The organism is Streptococcus lutetiensis (assembly GCF_900475675.1).
Lineage (GTDB): Bacteria > Bacillota > Bacilli > Lactobacillales > Streptococcaceae > Streptococcus > Streptococcus lutetiensis.
Window position 1 is genome coordinate 1,593,871 of record NZ_LS483403.1, and the last position, 18,953, is coordinate 1,612,823.

An 18,953-nucleotide genomic window follows, 5' to 3' on the forward strand; every position below is an offset into this window, starting at 1 on the left:
AAAAGTTAATGAAAAGGCAACACTTTTCTGAACAATTTTTATAAAGTGCTTTTTAAGCGATAATTCGTTTGGTCATGGGAGTTTGGTAGTTAAGACTACCATGAATGCGATGATAGTTCCACCAATGGACATAATCTTTCGTTTTGAGGGCTAATTCTTTTAACGACTGAAAGGTTTCTTGGTTGATAAACTCCAGTTTGAAGGAACGATAGGTATTTTCAGCGACGGCATTATCATAGGGACAACCAGCTTGACTGAGGGAACGAGTGATTCCAAAAGCTTCAAGCATCTCATCAATCAGCTGATTGTCAAACTCCTTGCCACGATCAGAATGGAACAACTTGGCCTTGGTTAGTGCATAAGGGATGCTTTGAATGGCTTGTTTAACGAGCTCCGCAGTATTGTGCCAGCCAACGGTCAATCCTATGATTTCACGATTAAAGAAGTCAATGGTGAGACAAACATAAGCCCATCGCCTATCCACACGGACGTAAGTCAAGTCGGTCACCAGGGCTTCCAGTGGTCTTTCTTGGTCGAATTGCCTGTCTAGGCGGTTTGGAATAGGAGCTTCATTCTTCCCTCTAGAATGCGGTTTGAAGGCTGCTTTTTGATAAACGGATACCAAGTTTAGGCGCTTCATGATGCGACGAATCCGACGGCGAGAGAGTATGATGCCGTCCTTTTCTAAGCATTTCTTGATTTTTCTAGCCCCATATCTGGACTTGCTCTCAAGGAAAATATAGGTGATTTTATCCTCGAGATCAGCCTCTGACACAGGATCTACAGCTTGGTAGTAGTAACTTGAGCGCGGGATGTTCAGCCAACGACACATAGCTGAAATGCTGTATTTATACTTGTTGGCAGTGATTACTTGTCTTTTCGTGCCATAATCACTGCCGCTTGCTTTAGGGTGTCTAATTGCATTTCGAGTTCTTTATTGCGTTTTCTGAGTTGAATCAGTTCCCGTTGTTCATCTGTCATATTATCAACAGACTTGAAGGAACCCGTTAGTTTGGCTTGTCTGACCCACTTATCGAAGGTTGAGGGCGTTAACTCATATTCTTTGATAAGCTCACTTCATTTCATTCCAGCATTGTGGAGGTCAACAATTTGTTGCTTAAAGTCATCGGTGAAGTAGCGACGTATTTTTCTAGACATATCTGTTCTCCTGTTTTCTTTAGTGTAGAACACTTTATAAATTCTGTCTAGTTTAGTGTAACCTTTAGTGTAACCAATTCAACTGCTGAGAGGGTTTGTCTACGCTCTATACTACAACTATGGTTATCAACTAGCTGACAGTACTTGGTAATTTTAAAAATAAAGTATTTCTGAACTGATAGTATTAATATCTTTATTACTATTAGCACATACAAACGTATTTCTTCATATTCCAGATATTTAAGCGTTTAGACTTTTACAATAAAATAGGTTTTAATTTCTATTAGGATACATTGTTTACCTAATGTCACTTCATAAAAGATTGTTTTGGAGATATGAAAAAGCTAACTAAGAAGATAAAGGCTGAGGTTAAAACGATACTAGAGCCTACTGCTATATTAAACGTGTAGCCTAAAAATAACCCTATAATCGAAGTAATCGCTCCAATTCCTGATGATAGGAGTACCATCGCCTTAAGACTATTCACATAAAGATAGGCTGTTGCTGCGGGGGTAATCAGCATTGCTACAATTAAAATAGTCCCTACGCTCTGCATCGCTGTTACAGAAACTAAAGTTAATAGTACCATCAAAAGATAGTGAAAAAATTTGACATTCATCCCCATTGATTCCGCTAAAATTGGATCAAAAGAGGTTACTAACAATTCTTTGAAAAAAATAATAAGAAACCCTATTACAATTCCTGAAATAACTATAGTAACCCATTTATCACTATCTTGTACGGCTAAAAGATTTCCAAATAGAATATGAAAGAGGTCTGTTGAACTGTTGGCTACTCCTATCAGAATAACACCCAACGCTAGAAAAGATGAAAACGTAATACCAATAGCTGTATCCCCTTTAATAACACTATTTTCTTTAATAAAAGTTATGATGAAAGAAGCTAATATACCGAAGATAACTGCTCCAATAAAAAAGTTAATTCCTAAAATAAAAGATATAGCTACTCCGGGTAATACTGCATGTGAGATTGCATCTCCCATCAGTGACATTGAACGTAAAATAATAAAGCAGCCAATAGCTCCTGAAACAATTCCAATAACAACAGCCGTTACCAAAGCATTTTGTAAAAAATGATAGGTCATTAAATCGTTAATAAATTCCATAAATACCCTCTTATAATACAACAATCGAATCCCCATAAGCTTTTTTTAAAGCATCAGGAGTAAAAGTAGTAGCTACGTTCCCATAGCCTACCAACTTTTTATTCAAAATGACTACTTTATCAAAGTAATCCGATACCTTACTTAAATCATGATGAACAATCACAATCGTTTTTCCCTCTCTTCTTAGTGATTGCAATAAATTCATAATAATTTGTTCACTCACCAGGTCTATCCCAACAAACGGTTCATCTAGAAAAAGAATATCTTGCTCTTGAATCAAACATCGAGCAATTAACATTCGTTGAAATTGTCCTCCGGATAAAGTGGAAATAGGGTGATTACTAAATTCTTCTAACTTTACTTGCCTTAAAACATTCTCAACCTTTCCCCACTCTTTTTTCCTTAAATGTCGAAAAAGTCCAACTCGTTGATAAGTACCAAGGGATACGCACTCCTTAACAGTAATAGGAAAATGATAGTCAACATGACTTTTTTGCTCAACATAAGCCACTTTCCCACGTAAACTATTAACTCTTTCGTGTGAAATAGTAATCATTCCTGTACAAGAAACCAACCCTAATAGTGCTTTCATAAAAGTTGATTTCCCTGCACCATTTGGTCCAATAACACCAATAATATTTCCTTCTTCTAAAGTAATTGACACATTAGCTAAGGCTTGATAATCATTATTATAAATAACATTTAATCCTTGTATCTCTATCATTTGTCTCCTTTCATAGTTTCACCAACTTTATCATACATATCATCACTGAGATAATCCTTCGGCTATTTTATCTAAATTCCACTTCATCATACTATAATAGCTGTCCCCTTCTTCACCTTTATTAGCAATAGAATCCGTAAAAATTTTTGAATAGATCCCAATTCCTGTTTCTTTAGAAATTGTTTTCATTGGACGGTCATCAACACTTGACTCCACAAATAATGCTGACGGCGTTGGTCCTTCTTTTAATTTCCTAACTAAGCTAGTAGTCTGCTCAGGTGTTCCTTCTTCCTCAGTATTAATTTCCCAAATATAGGCTGATGGCACGCCATACGCTTTAGAAAAATATTTAAAACATCCTTCACTTGTAACAATTAATTTTTTATTTTCTGGGATTTTTGAAAATTTTTGCTTAGCTTCCTGATCTAATTTATCAAGTTTATTAATATAGCTGGTAAGATTTTTGGTATAAAATTCTTTATTTTTAGGATCTTTAGCTATCAATTGTTTCGCAATGTTTTTTGCATAAATAATACCGTTTTCTAAATTTAACCATGCATGTGGATCTTCTTTTCCTAAGTCATTCTTTCCCTCAAGATATATGACATCAATACCATCGCTTACCGCAAAATAGTCTTTATTAGCTTCTTTATGAGCATTTTTAACTAATTTGGTGAACCATGCATTTCCACCAGTCTCTAAATTGATACCGTTATAAAAAATAATATCTGAATTTGTTGTTTTTTTAACATCTTCAGGAAGTGGCTCATATTCATGTGGATCCTGACCAATAGGAACAATACTGTGTAAGTTTATTTTATCCTTACCAATGTTTTGAGTAATATCAGATAATATAGAATTAGTCACAACAACATTTAACTTATTCTTTTCTGATGTCCTTGTAGTAGCACATGCTCCCAAAATACATATTATTAGTAATAAACATATGAGTGATGTTATCTTTTTCATTATAGAACTCCCCATAAAATATTTATATTTAAAAATTAAGTGCGATTAATTTTATATTTAATATAACTTAATTTAGTTGCAGTGTCAAATATTATTTAAAAATAAGTTGATCAAAATTTAGAGCTTAAAAAAATGACTAGAACTTTCTAGTCATTTTTCAACTCACTACAGATAGCTTACATGGTTATTATATCATCTAAAAAATATTCACTCTTGCCAAAGAACAAGAATGAATATTTTTCCAGAAGTTGTTGAATTAATGTAAAAATTGGATAAGGATTCCTCCTAGGATGAGGACAATTGCGCCGCCTAGGCGGTTTGCCATTTGGGCAAAGGCAATCATTTCCATGCGGTCCGCCGCAGAAAGCACAGCGATATTTCCTGTGCCACCCATGGAATTGTTAATCATCCCAGCACCGATAGCTGTTTCAACTGGATACATACCGAGAACCTGTCCCAAAATCCAGCTAGCAAGTCCCATTGACACAACAGATGTTAAACTGATAAGGACAAATTGCCATGTCATGGCTTGCGCTAATGAACTCAAATCAATCATTGAAAGCCCAATACCTGCCAAAACAGCGTGTGTCAAGTTAGTCATAATCACACGATTAAACATAACCACTGCTTCTTCTAATGGTTTTGGTACAATATCAAGCGCTTTGAGAACAAAGACAATAATAATCATAAAGGCATAGCTGTGCACTTTTGGAATAAAGGCATTTAAGATAACGCCGATAAGGAAAAGGGCAAAGGCAAGCATCATTCCGACACCGGTTTTTGTAGGGTCAAGCGGAGCTTCAGATTTTTTCAAATCGTCTTTGTCAACAGGGATGAGCACACCGTGCCCATTGAATTTGGTGTTAGCAAATCCACGCGCCAACACAATGGCACCGATAATGGCAAAAATATTTCCTAGCGTGGTTGCTGGGGCTAATTGTGACAAGATTGATGAGGCATCTGTGTGCAATCCAGCCGCATAGATTTTGGATAATGGCACGATTCCTGCACCCATTCCTCCTGCCATTTGGGCAAATGAAATGTACATGACAGAATGTCCAAAGCCTTGACCGAGCAAAGCCCCAACAGCACCAGTAGCAAAGAAACCGATAACCATTGATAAAAGAGCGACAGGAATGAATTTAGCAGAGGCTTTCACCAAAAGTTTGCGGTTCATTCCTAGAATTGAGCCACAAATAAGCGCTGCAATATAAAAATCTAGAAAGCCCCAATCACTCATGAAACTAGAAGTGGCTGAGATAACTGATTTTGGAATCAATCCTGTTGAAGCTAAGATTGCGGCTAACAGCAAGGTAAAGACTGACCCACCACCAAGGTAAGTATTCCAAAATGGTAATCGTTCACCAAGAAAGTAGAAAAGATGTCCTAAAACGACCAACATGAAAGTAATTCCAACCATGTTGAGCGGTAGTTTTCCCATAGCAATAACAACAGCTAAAATGATAACCAGAGCCGTATAAAGCGGTAGAGAAAGACCTGCAATTTTAATATCTTTTAATTTTTTCATACGAATGGTTATCCTCCTAAACTAATATTTTGGATACCATTTAAGGTCGCGAACAGCTTTAGCCATGTCTTTTTCTTCAGCTTGAGCTAAGCCTTGTTCTTGAGCTTTTTTAGCAACAGCTTCCGCAACTTTGATTGACACTTCAGCAACGTATTGGAATGGAGGAAGAACAGGTGCTCCTGGTTGACCTGGATCTACAAGACCACTAAGTGAGTGAGCTGCAGCACCAATCATTTCATCTGTAAGAAGTGATGCTTCAGAAGCCAACATACCAAGACCAAGACCTGGATAGATTAGGGCATTGTTTGCTTGACCTATTTGGTAATCAACGCCTTTGTAGCTTACTGTACCTGAAGGCACACCAGTCGCAACGAAGGCTTTACCGTCTGACCATTCGATAACTTGTTTGGCTGTTGCTTCTAATTTCTTAGTTGGGTTAGAAATTGGGAAGATAACTGGGCGTTCAGTGTTTTCACACATTGCTTCAACCACTTCTTTAGTGAAGGCTCCAGCATCAGTTGATGTACCAACCAAGATTGTTGGTTTAACTGTTTTAATAACGTTAAGAAGGCTAGTCATGTCACCACAATCAGCGAAGTCTTCACGTTTTTTAGCAAATGGTTTTTGAGCAGGTGTCAAATCTTCCATGTCATCAAAAAGAAGACCTTGTTTGTCAATCATGAAGAAGTGTTTGTAAGCTTCTTCTGGAGTCAAACCTTCTGAAACCATTTCAGCGTGAACGCGGTCAGCAATACCAGCACCAGCAGAACCACCACCGTAGCAAAGGTAAACTTGGTCAGTTAGTTTTTCACCAGTGATGTCCATAGCACCGAAGATACCACCAAGAACAACGATACCAGTACCTTGGATGTCATCGTTAAATGTTGGAATTTCTTTTTTGTATTTGTTAAGAATGTTAGCAGCATTTGAACGACCGAAATCTTCCCAGTGAAGGTACAATTTAGGGAACATATTTTCAGCTGTTTGAACGAATTTGTCGATAAATTCATAGTATTTATCACCAGTGACACGTTCGTGACGATTACCAAGATACATTGGATTTTCCAAAAGTTCTTTACGGTTTGTACCAGCATCGATAACAAGTGGCATAACTGAAGCAGGGTCAATACCAGCAGCAGCTGTGTAAATCATCAATTTACCAACAGAAATATCCACACCTTGGACACCCCAGTCACCAATACCAAGAATTCCTTCGGCATCTGTCACAACGATTAAACGAATGTCACGGTCACCAGCAGCATTTTTTAGTGTTTCTTCGATGTTTTCTGGGTGATTAATATCAAGGTAAGCAGCGTATTGTGGGTCAACATACAATTCGCTATATTCTTCAATCGTTTCAGCGATAACTGGGTCATACACGATTGGGTTAAATTCAACGATGTGTTGGTTGAATAGGTAGTAGAAAAGCGTACGGTTTGTGTTGAAAATTTCCATTAAGAAATGGCGTTTTTCAAGATTTGATGGTTTACGCAAGAAATGTTGATAAGCTTGTTCAGCTTGTTCTTCGATTGTTTGAACGTAAGGTGGTAGAATACCAAGCAATCCTAGTTCTTTACGTTCTTCCATGGTAAAAGCAGTACCCTTATTTAAGAATGGGTTGTTTAAAATATCATGTCCACGCATGACGTATCCTCCTAAAGATGTATTAAATAAGAAGAAATTTCTTATGCGGGTCATTATAAACTGTTCCAGTTCTTATAGTCAAACGCCATAGTTTTGATAAATAATATTTATAATAAGTTTTAAAAGATTATGGTAAAATAAGGCAAGGAGGTAAGCATGAATTTACGTGATTTAGAATATTTTTACCAGCTTGGAAAATTAAAATCTTATACTGGTGCTGCACAATATTTCAAAGTCAGTCAACCAACGATTTCTTACGCTATCAAGCGCTTGGAAACAGAATTAGGTTGTGATTTAATCATCAAAGACCCATCACACCGCACGGCTGAATTAACCTTGCAAGGAGATATTTTTCAAAGTCACGTTGAAGATGTCTTACTGCAAATCAAAACGGCTGTTAATGAGGTGCATCAATCACTAAATCCCATGATGACTGTTGGTTTTCCGCCGATTATCTGCAACTATATTTTGACGGAATTGCTGGAGCAAAATGAGAATCTCGAGCCCTTCTCTCAAGTTAAAGCTATCCGTGGTGGCTCACGAAGCCTCATGATGAAACTTCTCAACGGGCAAATTGACTTTAGTCTGCTAGGTTCACTAACACCCTTAAAAAATGATCAACTAGTCATTCATCAGCTCTTTACTAAGGATTTTTATGTTGTTCTTTCTAAAAATCACCCACTGGCAAATAAAAAAGAGTTGTCATTCCAAGAAATTCTCTTTGAGAAATTTATTCTGCTGGACGAACACAATATTCATCTAACAGCCTTTAATCAGTTAAATCATCGCTATCATGACCAAGCATCTGTCCTTTTCAAAATCGATGATGTGTCTGTCATCAAGCAAATGGTCGCTGAAAATATGGGCATCTCACTTCTTTCTGACATTGCTCTAACTAGCGATTCTGACCAACTGGTCAAAATCTCTTTAGTCAAAGAAGATAGCATCACATTTTACGTTAGCTATGCCCACTCAAAACACGCTGTTTTGTCAGAAGAAACTAAGAAATTAATTGACTTGATTGAAAAAGTATCGTAAAAAAGTAAAAAATCAGCCCAAATTCGGGTTGATTTTTTCATGTTGTATTGTTGAATTTTTAATAGAATGAATCGGACTCTTTAGTGTATTTAGCCCATTTTTTACTTAAAAATTGGTCGTTGATTTGGTAGTTTGGCTTGCTTTGTTTTTTGTTCAAGAATGGATTAACAGCTTTGTCCATTGCGACCCAACCATTCCATCCCATGTGGATAGTATCTTGCATAAAGTAAGCTTTGTCACCATCTCTTGAGAAATCTGCAATATTTTTAAAACCTTGGCTTTGCAATTGATATTTAATCTTAGCAACAGCTTTTTGGTACATGTCTTCGTTAAGTCCAGTATAATCAGACCATTTGCTATTAACTGGAGGAATCACAAAAAGAACATTAGTATTATTTTCGGCAAATTGATTCAATACCAACTGCAAATCGTTGTATTCTGGAGATTTTAAGTAGTTAAATTTACGTTGAGAATTTTTTAAGTCTTTCAATCTCGGTTTGATACGAATATCATAAAAACCGTTGTCGATTCCGAAGGTATTACCACTACTTGCTTTTTTACCATCAGCTGTCGCCAATTTCCCTAGATGTTGATATGAAAAGGCATCTGGTAACTTTTTAGCTTGAGAGACAACCTTACCATCATAATGATCGATAAGAGAAACACGACTGAAAAAGGCATCTTCTTTCTGGTAAATGATACTTTGGGTTTTGAGTTTTCGTTTATCAGCTGTTGATAATTTTTTACCCTCAGCCACTTTTTCCATCATTTCCTTGTAAGAAGAATCTGGGTAAAGTTTCAAGAAACGTCTAGCAGCGTAGCGGTCATAAGCTGTTCCTTTTTGATTTTGCAAGAAATCAATGGCTTGTCCACTGCTAAAATAAGTTTGAAAAGCGGCAGCATTGGCACCCTTAGCTGTAAACCACTGAGGAGAAATGAAATAAACGGCTTGTTTATTTTTCAACTCATTATTGATTTGTTGGATGCCATAAAAATGCGTCAATGAGGCAGAACCTCTTTGACCAAGCAAATACGGCGTGTAAGAACGATTGTAAGCCTCAGCAATGACCGATGGGTGCATTTTGTCAAAGCGCAGCCACTCACTTGATCCAAAGAACGGAACAAAACGGTGCTTTGGATCTGTTAAGGCACGTACTTTTTTATACTTACTCTTAAATCCTGTCTTACTTAGCGAAACCGCGTCTTTCTTTTCTACTTTTAGGGAGTGCGATTTATTCGAAAGCGAGACACTACCCAGACTAATGACAACTAGCAAAAAGGCACAAATAACTGGTCCTAAAATTTGCCAAAGGCGTTTAAGCATTGCGAAGTTCCTCTATTCCAGCAATGATTTTATTAGCGGTATTCCAATCATCACGCCCAAATTCTGAAATTGGAATATCAATATCAAAATGACTTTCCAATTCAACGATTAATTCGACAGTTCCCATGCTATCAAGCACACCCGCATCGAACAAATCTTCATCCATCATATCTGAAACATCTTCCATAAAAAGATCATCAATAATTGCTAATACATCTGATTTAATATCCATTTGCTAAACTCCTTTACAATAATGAATTGTTATTATTTTACAGGTGATTGTGGGAACCATAATTGATCCAAGAAACCTGAAAATAGTAAGAATGATAACATCACAACATTAAAGGTGATGAAAATACCAAGACCTTGTGTCCATTTGTTGTCAGGCAAAGGTGAGAGTCCTTGTTTTTTGCGCTCACGATTGATTTTTTTCTTCTTACGAACCCAAGCATCATTAATCACAAGACCTACACCATGAAATAGTCCATAAGCGATATAGTACCATGTTAACCCATGCCAAAATCCCATGATTAACATATTAATAATATAAGCGACGCTTGATGTGACATTGCGATTTTTAAAGATTTTGTGCTTAACCAAGACCTTAACCAAACGCATGAAAACAAAATCACGGAACCAAAAAGATAAACTCATGTGCCAACGATTCCAAAATTCTTTCAAATCGCGTGATTTAAAAGGCTGATTAAAGTTAACTGGACTTTTAATCCCCATAAGATTTGAAATAGCTAACGCAAACATGCTATAACCCGCAAAGTCAAAGAATAAATCAAAACCATAGGTGTACATAACACCTAGCGTAGCAATGTTAAAGACTCCGCCCATTTCCAGGGCTTCTTCTTTTAGCGGCGCCATAAATAGCGTTCCAAAAATGTAAGCTAGGATGAACTTGTAAAGAAATCCAAGCATCAAGTAACGAACACTTTCTTCAAGCATATCAAGCAGTTCATCTTTGTCAGGAATATTTTTATAATCCTCATCAAAGCGATTGAAGCGATCAATTGGTCCACTTGAAAAAGTTGGCATAAAGAGAAGGAAACGCAAAAATTGCCACAAACTAAACTCTTTTAAGACACCATCTCGCATTTCCATAATTGTGCCAACTGCACGGAAAGTTAGGTAAGAAATCCCTAAAAATCCAAAGAGCGATTGATGTTTATCAATGGTCATCAAAGGGGTAATCTTAGTCCACGCTAGTGGAAAGACAGCTAAGAAGACCCAGAGGTAAAATACCCACTTGTTATTATATTTTTTCCGATAAGTCTTGTAAGAAAAGATCAGAAAAATTTGCCAAACCACGTAAGCTAAAAGAGACACAATCTGATAAAGATTTTTCCCTGTCAGCATCAAAATAATGAAAGCTAAGCTAACCAAAGCTTCATAAACAGGAAATCGTTTTTTGAAAAATAATCCGATAAAAATAGGTAAGACAGCCACAATCAGGTAAAGAAAATACTGCGGATTGCCGTAAGCCTCTAAGTGTGGCAACTGATGAAGAAATGCTATCATCGGCTATTTACCTCGTTCATCAAGCCTTTGATATCGATTTTACCATTTGGTGTAAGCGGCAAGCTATCACGGTAAAGGAATTTTGAAGGCATCATATAATCCATCATGATATCTTTCAAGTCTTCCTTAATCGCTTTAGTGATGTCCAATTGACGGTCAAATTGTTCTGCGACACCTTCTTTTAACACCACATAAGCTAGAAGATTTTGTACCTTGTGGTCTTTGTTGTAACGCGGAACAGCGACAGCTGACTTGATATATTCTGATTTGTTAAGATTTTGTGAAACTTCCTCAAGCTCGATACGGTAACCGTTGAATTTGATTTGGAAGTCCATGCGTCCGCCGTAAAGGAGCATGCCTTGGTCAGTCATCACACCCAAATCTCCAGTGTGATAAGCTGGCAAGCCTTCAAATTCAAAGAAAGCAACTTGTGTGCGTTCAGGATTATTGAGATACCCTTTTGAAACAGCAGGACCAGAGACAATGATTTCACCTTGCTCGCCATTTGGCAAAGCTTTGCCATTTTCATCAATGACAAAAGTTGGTGAATCTGCTTTGGTGTAACCAATCGGCAGACGTTTGCAAGTTGCTAGCATCTCATCGGTGATAGCTACCGCAGAAAGGGCAACAGTAGCTTCTGTCGGACCATAAGCATTAACAATGCGTGCTTTCGGGAAACGGCTACGCAATTTTTGCGCTGTTTTTACTGTTAACTCTTCCCCATCGAAATAAAAATGCGTCAAATGTGGCAATGTTTCTTGATTAAAGTCATTTGACAACATAGCCATATCAGCAAATGATGGTGTTGATGTCCAAACCCCAATCGGCAATTCATTAATGGTTGTAAAGAGTCGTTTAAAATCTGTTGTTAATTCTTTTGGAAGTGCAAAAAGTGTCCCTCCAAGGGCTAGCGTTGGTGCCCAATACATAACTGACAAATCAAACGAATAAGGCGGCTGCGCCAACATTTGTGGTCGTTCTGGCACTGAAAATTCTTTGTCAGAAATCATCCAATTAGTGAAACTTAGGAGATTGTCGTGTGAGATTTGCACCCCTTTTGGTTTTCCTGTTGTCCCAGACGTAAAGATAATATAATAATTGTCATCGCCTTTAACAGAGTGAGTCAATTGATAGTCCGTTTTTTGAGCAAAAATCGTTTGTAATTGGTCAAGCGTAATCATTGGAATATTCGTTATTTCTAAAGGAAAATCACCTACAGCAATAATCAAACTTGGCTCTGCCACTTCTAAAATCGCTTCAATGCGTTCCAGAGCTGAATGTTGGTCAACAGGAATATAAGCATGTCCAGATTTTGTTAATGCCACAAAAGTAGCCAACATGTCATACTCTTGTCCTCCAAAAACAAGAACGGGAGATTTTTCTTCCAGCTTCAAAAAATCAATATAAGCTGCAAGCGAATCTGAATTTTCCTTTAAATCGCGATAAGTGTGAACATCTCCTAAGATATTATAGACAGGGAAATCTCCTTGTGTCTGAGCAAAATGCTCAATTCTCTCAATCATATCGTGTAACATGAACCGTTTACCTTTCTAAAACTCATTGTAGATGAAATTACCTTGACCACGACCAAGATAACTGAAAAAATAAATTAAAACCATAAAAATCACAAAATAAAACAAGGTTTTTAATACAAATCGAGTGATATCTTTCATTTAAACTCCTTATTTAAGTGGTAGTTGTACTTCAAATGTTAACTGGTCATCGGATTGACTGACAGTGATACTGCCTTTATGTTTTTCTACAATAGCTTTGGCAATCGCCAAACCTAAACCAAAACTTGAACTGCTATTGCGGGAATCTTCTGCTTGATAGAAACGTTCAAAAAGATTTTTCAAAACCTCATCTGGATAGACCAGACTAGGATTTGACACTCGTAAAAGTGCTGTTTTCTTTTCTTGCAACAACTCTACGGTAATCTTTCCATTGTCCAAAGAATGCTTAATAGCATTATCCAAAAGAATGGTAACCAACTGCTTTAACTGAGATTCTTGACCAAGAATTTCAATATTTTCAGCGATTTGATCTTCGATTAATTTGCCCTCTTCATAGGCTAGACTTTCGTAACTTAGAATCATTTCTTGGCAGATACTTGATAAATTAACTTTTTCAAAATGTTCTCTACCATCTTTGTCATCAAGTTTAGACAAGCCAAGCAACTCTTGAATCAAATGTTCCATGCGCTTTGTTTCTGAAAGAATATGATTCAAATAACGGTTAGGAGCGATTTGATTTTGCAATACTTGAGCATTGGCACGAATAGAAGCAATCGGTGTCTTCAACTCATGACTAGCATCTGAAACAAATTGTTTTTCGCGATCAATCGCAGCTTGTGCTGGTTGAACGATAAAACGTGATAGGTAGATACTAACTCCCGTAAGCAAAAGAAGACCAAAAATAACATAAACAGTAACCAGAAAAACTTGAGCATAGGAAGCTGAATAGCTTGAAAAATCAATAAAGACAAGTTGCCAGGTTCCATCTTTCTTTTCCTTCAAAGAATAGATGTAATCATACCATTTCCAACTCTTTTTCCCTCTGTTTAACAAATCTTTGCTGACTTCTTTAACCTCTTTATTTGTTAAAAAAGTGTTGTTAACTTGAATATCTGGTTTGTCATTTTCATCAATAATAACAAAAGCAATGGCTTCGTCAGTATTTTCTTTGACGTAACCATTAGCAGCCACCAATTTAACAATCCGATAAGTATCATACTCATCCCAATATTTGTTATAACGTTCACTAATGACCAATAACACCAAAACCATGGTGGTTAACATGGACATCGTAATCAAGACAAATTTTAGCCGAAGATTCCTCATGATGAGCCTTCTTTCTCTCCATCTTCTAGCGAGTAACCAACGCCTTTGGTCGTTTTAATAACAGCACTGGCTGCCAAGAAACGAAGTTTCTTACGTAAAAAGGAGATAAAGACTTCCAGTTGATTATAATCGGATTCATCTAAAGGTCCCCAGACCTTCAAAATTAATTGGTTTTTGGGGATAATCTTCTTGGAATTTCGCAAGAAAGTTTCCATCAGCAGAAATTCTTTATTAGACAACTTAACTTCGCGCTCTGCCACGCTTAATTCTCTCGTGTCCAGATTCAAAATCAAATTGCCAAACTTGAGATGATTCACTTGCGTAATAGACGATTGACGAGTCCGCAAACGAATTCGTGCCAATAATTCTTCTGCCTCAAATGGCTTAATCATATAGTCATCAGCACCCAAATCAAGTCCCAAAACACGGTCTTCTAACTGAGATTTGGCTGTCAAAAAAATGATAGGAACTTCCATTCCCATTTGGCGCACGCGCTTCAACACACTGACACCATCAAGTTTTGGCAACATAATATCCAAAAGAACCAAATCATAAAGTCCCGTTAATATATAATCCAGTGCAGACTCACCATCAAAAACCAAATCCACTTCATAACGGTGATTTTCAAGAATGGCTTGAATAGCTTCCGCAATTCCTTTCTCATCCTCGACCACTAAAATTCTCAACTGGCTCTCCCCCTTTTCACTCAAAATCTAGTATAAAACGCCAAAATTGAATTAACCTTGAAATTTTCTTAATTTTTAAGATTGCCTGTTTAAAAATATATCAGCCTCACATGGACTTATACCAAACCATTATAAATAAGCCTCTCCCAGAAAGTCCGTGTAAACTGATGAAAATTTATGGCAAAAATGTGGCAATTTCTTTGATTCTAGTTTATATCCAATCTAAAAAAATGTCCTTACAGAGCTGTAAGTTTGGCAAAAAATAAGAGCCTGTGGCAAATGCCTCAGACTCTACATTTTCAATCACATACTATGTTTGTGTGTATTACATAGCTTCAGAAGAACTATTAGCCTTGTCACCTTCTGACCAAATCTTTTCATTCCATTTAACATTATGATGCGTATCACGATATTTTTTCGGCGTAATGCCCACAACTTCTTTAAACTGTTGAATAAAGTGACTTTGTGATGAAAATGATAAATGATTCGCAATTTCAATCATTGAATAATCACTGAATTTCAATAAGTCTTTTGCAACTTCTATTTTTTTATTTTTAACATAAGTGCTTACGGACACGCCAACTTCCTTTTTGAATAAGCGTGATAAATAGCTTGCTGAAATACCAAATTCGCTGGCTAACTGTTCAACCGTAATGCGTTCTTTCACGTGGCAATAGATATAATCCTTACAATCTGAAACGTGTTTTGAAATGACATCTTTTTGAATTTCACGTCGCATGCGTTCTGTGTAATCAATAACCATCTCTTCGTGCAAATTTTGAACTTCTTGTGCCGTGTGAAGGTCATCTAATTTTTGAATATAAAAGTCACTCAGTCTAAAAGCTTGTTCTAATTCCATACCATTTTGACCACACATGCGTGTAATCATAGCTGTCGTAATGACAAAGTGATATTTCAAATTGGTAATGGGGTTACGTGACAAAGTTCCCACACCATCTTCTGATACAAAACGTTCTTGTTCACAATTTTTGCGGACCGCTTCAACATCTCCCGTAGCTACCGCTTGATAGAATAAAAATTCCTCAGTTAAGGGACGATGTTCCACATCATCCAAACTATCACTAATTGCTAAAAGTCTCCATTCATCCTTATAATTCATTTCCAATCCCCTTTTTTGTAAACGATTACCATTTTCTTTTCATTTTACCATATTCTTGCAGATTTGATAAAAATAAAGTGGAAAAAATGGAAGTGAGACAAAATAAAGTCTCCATCGGAGACTTTATTGCTGAACATAACTCTTAAATATAAAGAAGATTATTCATCATAGCTAATCCAGCCATAATATCCATACAAAGGTGTTTTGCCATCATATGGATCAAGCCAGTTATCAACACCAATACCTGGCCAAACATTCATCATGATTTTACCTGGCGTGCTTGGTAGATTTTCAGTCACTGTATGAACAGCTTTACCATCCACATACCAAGTGATGTGGTCTTTTCGCCATTCAAAACCATAAGTGTGCCACTCTTCTGATGCATCAAACCCTAGGTCATAAAGGAATTCATGATTGCCAATGCCATCTGTAAAATAGTTGAATTGAACTTTTGTCGTATCTTTTCCAAGAAACTCAATATCAATTTCATCCCATTTTGTTCCATCTGTTGGTCCAGTGTAAGTGAAAAATGATGTTACAACACCAGTATTTTTAATGGCTTTCGTGCGAACTTGATAAAGACCATAATGGAAATACTCTCTCGTGCGCCACTCACCGCCAGTGTAGCCATCAGCATCACGATCGATTTTTAAACTTAAACCATCACCATCAAAATTCACATTGTCAGGCTGCCAGACGCAATCAAACATATCGCCATTTGCTCCTGTCCGTAATTCCATGTATGAGGCATCGTAACTGTCAAATCTTGTCTTAAAATGTGCTTGTTCGTTTATCTTCATGTTCTTACCATTTACGCTTTCTTGATATTATGGTTTTCCCTTTTTAATGGATTCCCATTGAACCAGTCAGAACGCTCCATTGTCGTATCATCGTAAGTATTAAAATCTTCATGGTAGTCGCCTGTATGTGCATCTTGAGTTCCTGCTTGACTAGAATCTTCGGTAGTTGTTGTGAGATTAACTTGGTCATTTGTAGACGTCAAGCTCAAGTTTTCCTGATTTTACACACTAGTATCAGAAGTTACTACCTGATTTGTGTTCACTTGATTTGTTGAGTCAATCACTGACTGAGTAGTATTGTCATCAGTTATAGACGTATTTACTGTTTCACTAGTAAGGTCATTAGTATCTGTGGTTTGTGTATTCGTAAGGGCAGGAACATTATCAAGTGTTGAAACATTACCCACTTCAGCTGCTGATACTAAACCAGCTCCAACTTGTAAACTACACGTAGCAAATGTACTTTACTACATCTTTCTTAGTCATAAAATCTCCTTTTTTTCTTATAAACCTATTCTATAAACCTATTCCTTAACACCACCGAGTGTCACACCGGCAATAATGTATTTTGAAAGGAAAAGATAAACGATAATAATTGGCACAATAGCCACCAAAATCATTGTGTAAATTTTACCCATATCAAAGTTCATGTAGTCTGCACCACGCAATGTTGCAATCAAAATTGGCACAGTCATCTTGCTCTTCGTTTGAATAACCAAGGCTGGAATGAAGTAGTTATTCCAAGAACCAACAAAGGTAAAGATCGCTTGAACTGCGATAGCAGGTTTCATAATTGGAAGAACAATCGTGTTAAATGTTCTAAATTCATTTGATCCATCAATACGAGCCGCTTCTACCAATGAAATTGGTAATGATGATTCCAAGTAACTATACATGAAATAGAATACCGCTGGTGAAGCAACTGATGGAATAATCAATGGAAGCCAACTATCATACATTCCCATGTTAGTGATTAAACGCAAGAAACCCATTGAAGTAACTTGTGTTGGCATAACTAAAATCGCCAAAATGAACGCAAAGGCAACTTTTTTCAACTTAAAGTCATAAACATACAAACCATAAGCTGTCAAAGCTGAGAAATAAGTACAGATCGCAGCTGTCAATCCTGAAATAATCAAGCTGTTCAAAATCCCATGAAACATCGGGAAGCTACCATCATTAGCTACCTTACTCAGGTTATCAAATAAAGAACCACCAGGTAGTGCTGAGAAACCTTTTTGCAACTCAGCATGTGAGTGTGTCGCATTGATAATCAAGATATAAAAGAAGAACAGGCACATAAATGATAAGGTAATTAACACAAAATGTGCCACAATAACACGTAATCTATTTTTTGCTTTTGTTGACATTATTTCACCTTTCTACCTTTGTGTTTCAATTGGTGTTTAGTCGCTTTAAGTTCATTATTAGTCATACGATAAACGAACCAACAAAGAATCGCACTCACCACAAAGAGGTAAACTGATAGTGCGCCTGCCATACCGTAGTTCTTGCTCTTCAAGTGATTGTTCAAGAACATAATCAAGGTTGTTGATGTACGGTCTGGAGAGCCTTGTCCGTTAGTCAAGATTTGCGGAACATCGAACATTTGCAAACCACCGATAATTGACGTAATCAAGGTATAAGCCAAAATAGGTCGAATCATTGGCAAAGTGATATAGAAGAAACGTTGACGACTGTTACAACCATCGATTTCAGCGGCTTCAAAAATATCTGGGCTAATTCCCATAATAGCTGCCATCAACATGATTGTGGTATTACCAAACCACATCAAGAAGTTCATCACACCAACCAATGAACGTGTTCCAAGAGCAGATCCCATGAAATCAATCGGTTCTTTAATCCAACCAAGTGATTCCAAGATAGAATTGATAGGACCATTTGTTGAAAAGAGTGTGAAGAATAACATGGCAAAGGCTGACGCCATGATTAAGTTTGGCAAGTAAATGACAACTTTAAAGAATTGTCGTCCACGAATTTTAAGTCTTGCATCAACAAACCAGTTGGCAAGTAGCAAGGCAATAACAATCTGTGGAATAAAACCAATCAACCACATAATCATGGTATTTGCCGCATATTTCAACATATCTGAATGCAATAAGCTTACGTAGTTTTTTAGCCCAACAAAATTAGGCCCAATCTCTGTCATCCCTGAACGATAATATTCAAAGAAACTATACCGAATGGTGTCCACCAAAGGTATAAAAGAGAAAATGAAGAAAATTAGGAAGAAGGGAAGGATGAAAATATATCCCCATTTCCCATAATCTATACGCTTACGTCTTTTTTTCATCTTTATCACTCCTCCAAAATACGAGGAGCAAGTCAGAATACCTTCCATCTGGAATCGATTTTCTAATTCGCTCCCGTAAGGTCTACCAAAATTCTAAAATCCTAATTAAATGCCCCAATTTTTTCAAATAGTACTTAAGTCTGGGACGATTAAGC

18 protein-coding genes and 1 pseudogene are annotated in these 18,953 nt (G+C 36.9%); 1 reads left to right on the forward strand and 18 read right to left on the reverse strand.

Features of this window, described 5'->3' with window-relative positions; translation table 11 throughout:
- Positions 1–52 precede the first annotated feature (52 nt).
- The 6 genes and pseudogenes from DQN23_RS08010 to DQN23_RS08035 form a co-directional block, all read right to left on the reverse strand.
- Positions 53–1,158: pseudogene (locus DQN23_RS08010) on the reverse strand (IS3 family transposase).
- A gap of 307 nt (positions 1,159–1,465) precedes the next feature.
- Positions 1,466–2,284, reverse strand: coding sequence for a metal ABC transporter permease (locus tag DQN23_RS08015; RefSeq protein ID WP_230318133.1), 819 nt, complete (start codon positions 2,282–2,284; stop codon positions 1,466–1,468).
- A 10-nt stretch (positions 2,285–2,294) separates the two neighbouring features.
- A complete protein-coding gene (locus tag DQN23_RS08020; protein WP_013852281.1) occupies positions 2,295–3,008 on the reverse strand; it encodes a metal ABC transporter ATP-binding protein in 714 nt (237 codons plus the stop codon).
- A 42-nt stretch (positions 3,009–3,050) separates the two neighbouring features.
- Positions 3,051–3,977, reverse strand: a complete 927-nt coding sequence (locus tag DQN23_RS08025) for a metal ABC transporter substrate-binding protein (RefSeq protein ID WP_058832832.1) — start codon at positions 3,975–3,977, stop codon at positions 3,051–3,053.
- Positions 3,978–4,233: 256 nt separating this feature from the next.
- Positions 4,234–5,505 carry a 2-hydroxycarboxylate transporter family protein gene (locus tag DQN23_RS08030; protein ID WP_020917500.1) on the reverse strand — a complete coding sequence of 424 codons (1,272 nt, stop codon included), beginning with the start codon at positions 5,503–5,505 and terminating at the stop codon, positions 4,234–4,236.
- Positions 5,506–5,526: 21 nt separating this feature from the next.
- Positions 5,527–7,149, reverse strand: coding sequence for a malolactic enzyme (locus tag DQN23_RS08035; protein WP_058814259.1), 1,623 nt, complete (start codon positions 7,147–7,149; stop codon positions 5,527–5,529).
- A gap of 156 nt (positions 7,150–7,305) precedes the next feature.
- On the opposite strand from DQN23_RS08035, the gene DQN23_RS08040 reads away from it, so the two are divergent.
- The gene (locus tag DQN23_RS08040; RefSeq protein WP_020917502.1) at positions 7,306–8,187 is read left to right on the forward strand and encodes a LysR family transcriptional regulator; all 882 of its coding nucleotides are present in this window, start codon (positions 7,306–7,308) and stop codon (positions 8,185–8,187) included.
- Positions 8,188–8,245: 58 nt separating this feature from the next.
- Here the strand turns inward: DQN23_RS08040 and dltD are convergent, their stop codons facing one another.
- From dltD to DQN23_RS08100, 12 genes are all read right to left on the reverse strand, one after another.
- Positions 8,246–9,511: a D-alanyl-lipoteichoic acid biosynthesis protein DltD gene (gene dltD, locus DQN23_RS08045; RefSeq protein ID WP_111713007.1), complete on the reverse strand. Its 1,266-nt coding sequence runs from the start codon at positions 9,509–9,511 to the stop codon at positions 8,246–8,248.
- Positions 9,504–9,743 carry a D-alanine--poly(phosphoribitol) ligase subunit DltC gene (gene dltC / locus DQN23_RS08050; protein ID WP_015695707.1) on the reverse strand — a complete coding sequence of 80 codons (240 nt, stop codon included), beginning with the start codon at positions 9,741–9,743 and terminating at the stop codon, positions 9,504–9,506. Before dltC ends, dltD begins: the two co-directional genes overlap by 8 nt.
- A gap of 32 nt (positions 9,744–9,775) precedes the next feature.
- Positions 9,776–11,038, reverse strand: coding sequence for a D-alanyl-lipoteichoic acid biosynthesis protein DltB (gene dltB / locus DQN23_RS08055; protein WP_020917504.1), 1,263 nt, complete (start codon positions 11,036–11,038; stop codon positions 9,776–9,778).
- Entirely contained in the window at positions 11,035–12,573 is a 1,539-nt protein-coding gene (gene dltA / locus DQN23_RS08060) for a D-alanine--poly(phosphoribitol) ligase subunit DltA (protein WP_020917505.1), read from the reverse strand. Before dltA ends, dltB begins: the two co-directional genes overlap by 4 nt.
- A gap of 15 nt (positions 12,574–12,588) precedes the next feature.
- Positions 12,589–12,711: a teichoic acid D-Ala incorporation-associated protein DltX gene (locus tag DQN23_RS08065; protein ID WP_111713008.1), complete on the reverse strand. Its 123-nt coding sequence runs from the start codon at positions 12,709–12,711 to the stop codon at positions 12,589–12,591.
- A 9-nt stretch (positions 12,712–12,720) separates the two neighbouring features.
- Positions 12,721–13,881: a sensor histidine kinase gene (locus tag DQN23_RS08070; protein WP_164496881.1), complete on the reverse strand. Its 1,161-nt coding sequence runs from the start codon at positions 13,879–13,881 to the stop codon at positions 12,721–12,723.
- On the reverse strand, positions 13,875–14,564 hold the full coding sequence (locus tag DQN23_RS08075; protein ID WP_043895131.1) for a response regulator transcription factor: 690 nt from the start codon (positions 14,562–14,564) through the stop codon (positions 13,875–13,877). The genes DQN23_RS08070 and DQN23_RS08075 overlap by 7 nt, the downstream gene beginning before the upstream one ends.
- A 325-nt stretch (positions 14,565–14,889) precedes the next feature.
- Entirely contained in the window at positions 14,890–15,684 is a 795-nt protein-coding gene (locus DQN23_RS08080) for a helix-turn-helix domain-containing protein (protein ID WP_111713009.1), read from the reverse strand.
- A 158-nt stretch (positions 15,685–15,842) separates the two neighbouring features.
- Positions 15,843–16,484 (reverse strand): beta-glucanase, encoded by a 642-nt coding sequence (gene bglS / locus DQN23_RS08085; protein ID WP_111713010.1) that lies wholly within the window; start codon positions 16,482–16,484, stop codon positions 15,843–15,845.
- 11 nt (positions 16,485–16,495) lie between these two features.
- Entirely contained in the window at positions 16,496–16,687 is a 192-nt protein-coding gene (locus DQN23_RS08090; RefSeq protein WP_020917511.1) for a hypothetical protein, read from the reverse strand.
- 321 nt (positions 16,688–17,008) lie between these two features.
- On the reverse strand, positions 17,009–17,854 hold the full coding sequence (locus DQN23_RS08095; RefSeq protein ID WP_020917513.1) for a carbohydrate ABC transporter permease: 846 nt from the start codon (positions 17,852–17,854) through the stop codon (positions 17,009–17,011).
- Positions 17,854–18,798, reverse strand: a complete 945-nt coding sequence (locus DQN23_RS08100) for a carbohydrate ABC transporter permease (protein WP_020917514.1) — start codon at positions 18,796–18,798, stop codon at positions 17,854–17,856. Before DQN23_RS08100 ends, DQN23_RS08095 begins: the two co-directional genes overlap by 1 nt.
- Between the last annotated feature and the right edge of the window lie 155 nt (positions 18,799–18,953).